Origin of the sequence: Pseudomonas sp. HMWF021 (assembly GCF_003061005.1) — a bacterium.
Classification (GTDB): domain Bacteria; phylum Pseudomonadota; class Gammaproteobacteria; order Pseudomonadales; family Pseudomonadaceae; genus Aquipseudomonas.
Genome location: NZ_QAIK01000170.1, coordinates 1 through 4,382, shown reverse-complemented (window position 1 = coordinate 4,382; position 4,382 = coordinate 1). Strand labels below are relative to the sequence as shown.

The following is a 4,382-nucleotide window of genomic DNA, read 5'->3' as shown; positions in this document are numbered from 1 at the left end:
ATCGAGCGGCGCTGAAGCGCCGCTCTCACCCCCACGCATTTAACTGAATTGTTGCCCGCCGAGGACAAATGATGAACGACGAAATGAACGCCCAGGACGATCAGGCACTGGCCGACGAATGGGCTGCGGCCCTGGAAGAGACCGGTGATGGCAGCCAGGCCGACATCGACGCGCTGCTGGCCGCCGACGCTGGCGCCGCAAGCTCCAACCGTCTGCCGATGGAAGAGTTCGGCAGCGTGCCGAAAAACAACGATCCGGTGACGCTGGACGGTCCGAACCTGGACGTGATCCTCGACATCCCGGTGTCGATCTCGATGGAAGTGGGCAGCACCGACATCAACATTCGCAACCTGCTGCAACTGAACCAGGGTTCGGTGATCGAGCTGGATCGCTTGGCCGGTGAGCCGCTGGACGTACTGGTCAACGGTACGCTGATTGCGCACGGCGAAGTGGTGGTGGTCAACGAGAAGTTCGGCATTCGCCTGACCGACGTGATCAGCCCAAGCGAACGCATCAAGAAGCTGCGCTGAGTGAAACGGTTTCTCTGGGCATTGCTGGCATTGCCATTGAGCGTGCTGGCCGCCGAGCCGTCGACGGCGACGACCGTGCCTGCTGCCACCGCGCCGATGGTCAACAGCGGCGTGGCCGGGCAACTGACGCAACTGGTGCTTGGTCTGTTGCTGGTGCTGGGGTTGATCTTCTTCCTCGCCTGGCTGCTGCGCCGGGTGCAACAGTCGGGGCCGGCGGGCAAGGGCCAGGTGATCGAGCTGATCGGCTCCCGCGCGCTCGGCCCGCGTGACCGGTTGATGCTGGTGCAGGTCGGCAACGAGCAGATTCTGTTAGGCCTCAGCCCTGGCACCATCACCGCGCTGCATGTGCTCAAGGAGCCGGTGCAAGTGCCGAGCAGCAGCGAAAAAGCGACCCCGGAATTTGCCCAGCATCTGCTGAAGATTCTCGGCAAGGATCAGAAGGATAAGAAGTAATGGGTGCGCTACGCATCGTCTTGACGCTGGCCCTGATGCTGGCCGCGCCGCTGGCATTCGCCGCCGATCCGTTGTCGATTCCGGCGATCACGCTGGGCACCAACGCCGACGGCGCGCAGGAGTATTCGGTCAGCCTGCAGATCCTGCTGATCATGACCGCTCTGAGCTTCATTCCGGCGGCCGTGATCCTGATGACCAGTTTCACCCGGATCATCATCGTCTTCTCGATCCTGCGTCAGGCCCTCGGTCTGCAGCAGACGCCGTCGAACCAGATCCTCACCGGCATGGCGCTGTTCCTCACCATGTTCATCATGGCCCCGGTGTTCGACCGGGTGAACAACGATGCGCTGCAGCCGTATCTGGCGGAAAAACTCACCGCGCAACAGGCGGTGGAAAAGGCCCAGGTACCGATCAAGGACTTCATGCTCGCCCAGACCCGCACCAGCGATCTGGAGCTGTTCATGCGTCTGTCCAAGCGTACCGACATCGCCACCCCGGATCAGGCACCGCTGACCATTCTGGTGCCGGCGTTCGTTACCTCCGAACTGAAAACCGCGTTCCAGATCGGCTTCATGATCTTCATCCCGTTCCTGATCATCGACCTGGTCGTGGCCAGCGTGCTGATGGCGATGGGTATGATGATGCTGTCGCCGCTGATCATTTCGCTGCCGTTCAAGATCATGCTGTTCGTACTGGTGGATGGCTGGGCGCTGATCATCGGCACCCTGGCCAGTAGCTTCGGAGGTGTTTCGCCATGACGCCGGAAGTGGCGGTCGATATCTTTCGTGAAGCGCTGTGGCTGACCACGATGATGGTCGCAATCCTCGTCGTGCCGAGCCTGCTGGTCGGCCTGCTGGTGGCGATGTTCCAGGCCGCCACCCAGATCAACGAACAGACCCTGAGCTTCCTGCCGCGTCTGCTGGTGATGCTGGTCACCCTGATCGTCGCAGGTCCGTGGATCGTGCAGACGTTCATGGAATACATCATTCAGTTGTACAAAAACATTCCGATGGTCATCGGCTAAGCCATGCAATCGCTGCTTCAGCTGACCGACACCCAGATCAGTACCTGGGTGGCGTCGTTCATGTTGCCCCTGTTTCGTGTCGCCTCGATGCTGATGGTCATGCCGGTATTCGGCACCACCCTGGTGTCGCGCCGCGTGCGTCTGTATTTCGCTGTGGCCATTACCGTGTGCATTGCCTCGGGGCTGCCGCCGATGCCGGCGGTCAATCCGCTGGCTCTCAGTGGCTGGTTGCTGATCGCCGAGCAGATTCTGGTGGGCGCGGTGCTGGGGTTTTCCCTGCAGCTGTTTTTCCAGGCCTTTGCCGTGGCCGGGCAGATTGTCGCGATCCAGATGGGCATGGGCTTCGCCTCGATGGTCGACCCGGCCAACGGCGTGTCGGTGGCCGTGATCGGGCAGTTCTTCACCATGCTGGTGACCCTGTTGTTCCTGTCGATGAACGGCCATCTGGTGGTCTTCGAAGTGCTCACCGAAAGCTTCACCACGCTGCCGGTGGGCGGCGGGTTGATGACGGCGCAATACTGGGAGCTGGCCGGCAAGCTCGGTTGGGTGCTGGGGGCGGCGTTGCTGCTGGTGCTGCCGGCGGTCACCGCGCTGCTGGTGGTCAACATCGCGTTCGGCGTGATGACCCGCGCCGCGCCGCAACTGAACATCTTCTCCATCGGTTTCCCGCTGACTCTGGTGCTGGGCCTGTTCATCGTCTGGGTCGGTCTGGCGGACATCCTCAATCAGTATCAGCCGCTGGCCTCCGAGGCCTTGCAGTTGCTACGCGAACTGGCACGGGCGCGCTGAGGCATGGCTGAGAGCGAAAGCGGTCAGGACAAAACAGAAGACCCCACGGAGAAACGTAAAAAGGATTCCCGTGAGAAGGGTGAGATTGCCCGTTCCAAAGAGCTCAACACCCTGGCGGTGATGCTCGCCGGCGCTGGTGGCCTGCTGATATTCGGCGGCATGCTGGCGCAGGAATTGATGGACCTGATGCGCCTCAATTTCAATCTTTCGCGGGAAGTGATCATGGACGAAAAATCCATGGGCACCTTCCTGCTGGTCTCGGGCAAGATCGCCCTGATCGCGATTCAGCCGGTCATGATCACGCTGTTGCTGGCTGCGTTGATCGGGCCGATCTCTCTCGGCGGCTGGCTGTTCGCCGCCGGCTCCATGGCGCCGAAGTTCAGCCGGATGAACCCCGGTGCGGGCCTCAAGCGCATGTTCTCGATGAAGGCCGTGATCGAGCTGGTCAAGGCGTTGGCCAAGTTCCTCATCACGCTGTTCGTGGCGCTGATGGTGTTGTCGGCCGACATCGATGACTTCCTGCGCATCGCCCATGAACCGCTTGAGCAGGCGATCATTCACAGCGTGACGCTGGTGGGCTGGAGTTCGCTGTGGCTGGCCTGCGGGCTGATCATCATCGCGGCGGTGGACGTGCCGGTGCAGCTGTGGGAAAGCCACAAGAAGCTGCTGATGACCAAGCAGGAAGTGCGCGACGAGCACAAGGATCAGGAAGGCCGGCCGGAGGTCAAGCAACGCATCCGCCAGACCCAGCGCGAGATGTCGCAGCGCCGGATGATGGCGGCGATCCCCGACGCCGACGTGGTCATCACCAACCCGACCCACTATGCGGTTGCGCTCAAGTACGACTCGGAGAAGGGCGGCGCGCCCGTGCTGCTGGCCAAGGGCAGCGATTTCCTCGCGCTGAAGATCCGCGAAATCGCCGTGGCCAACAACGTCATGCTCCTCGAATCGCCGGGGCTGGCGCGCTCGATCTACTACTCCACCGAACTGGAGCAGGAAATCCCCGGCGGCCTGTACCTGGCGGTCGCTCAGGTATTGGCCTACGTCTACCAGATCCGCCAGTACCGCGCCGGCAAGGGCAAACGCCCGGATCCGCTCAAGGACGATTTGCCGATCCCGCCAGATCTGCGGCGTGATTCCTGAGTCTGCCAAAAAAAACCGCCACCCCGATTTAACGGGGTGGCGGTTTTTTTATGCCTGAACAAAAATCCCCCCCTGTAGGAGCTGCCGAAGGCTGCGATCTTTTGATCTTGATCTTAAAAACAAGATCAAAAGATCGCAGCCTTCGGCAGCTCCTACAGGGGAGGGCAGAGAAGCGTTCTACTGCGGCAACTGCAGATTATCCAACGCCCGATTCACCGCCAGCTCGCCGAGCATGATCAATTGCGCGATGCCCAGCAGCGTCCTGCGCTGCGACGCCGGTATCAGATGGGCGAAGTCATTGGCGATGGTTCTGGCTGAGGCGAGTGTTTCGCTGGCATCGGCCAGCAGTTCTTCGTTTTTGAAGTCGGCGGTGACGGCGTACATCGAGCGGGTTTTACGTTGAATGGGCGTGGCACCGGGCGAGCAGAGGTAGTGGTCGAGGG

At 61.3% G+C, this 4,382-nt stretch carries 7 protein-coding genes; 6 read left to right on the top strand and 1 reads right to left on the bottom strand.

The features are described from left to right. The first annotated feature begins 71 nt into the window (after positions 1–71). The 6 genes from fliN to flhB are packed head-to-tail and all read left to right on the top strand — an operon-like array spanning position 72 to position 3,939. Positions 72–530 carry a flagellar motor switch protein FliN gene (fliN, locus tag DBR18_RS24490; protein WP_003222891.1) on the top strand — a complete coding sequence of 153 codons (459 nt, stop codon included), beginning with the start codon at positions 72–74 and terminating at the stop codon, positions 528–530. Further along, positions 531–983 (top strand): flagellar biosynthetic protein FliO, encoded by a 453-nt coding sequence (gene fliO, locus DBR18_RS24485; protein ID WP_108592249.1) that lies wholly within the window; start codon positions 531–533, stop codon positions 981–983. Next, positions 983–1,741 carry a flagellar type III secretion system pore protein FliP gene (fliP, locus tag DBR18_RS24480; protein WP_003222895.1) on the top strand — a complete coding sequence of 253 codons (759 nt, stop codon included), beginning with the start codon at positions 983–985 and terminating at the stop codon, positions 1,739–1,741. The genes fliO and fliP overlap by 1 nt, the downstream gene beginning before the upstream one ends. After that, on the top strand, positions 1,738–2,007 hold the full coding sequence (fliQ, locus tag DBR18_RS24475; protein ID WP_064586586.1) for a flagellar biosynthesis protein FliQ: 270 nt from the start codon (positions 1,738–1,740) through the stop codon (positions 2,005–2,007). The genes fliP and fliQ overlap by 4 nt, the downstream gene beginning before the upstream one ends. 3 nt (positions 2,008–2,010) lie before the next feature. Continuing rightward, positions 2,011–2,796: a flagellar biosynthetic protein FliR gene (fliR, locus tag DBR18_RS24470; protein WP_108592248.1), complete on the top strand. Its 786-nt coding sequence runs from the start codon at positions 2,011–2,013 to the stop codon at positions 2,794–2,796. A 3-nt stretch (positions 2,797–2,799) separates the two neighbouring features. Beyond that, entirely contained in the window at positions 2,800–3,939 is a 1,140-nt protein-coding gene (flhB, locus tag DBR18_RS24465) for a flagellar biosynthesis protein FlhB (RefSeq protein ID WP_108592247.1), read from the top strand. 177 nt (positions 3,940–4,116) lie between these two features. Here flhB and DBR18_RS24460 read toward each other — a convergent pair. Beyond that, on the bottom strand, positions 4,117–4,382 hold a 266-nt coding region (locus DBR18_RS24460), incomplete at its 5' end, for a DUF6124 family protein (protein WP_108592246.1).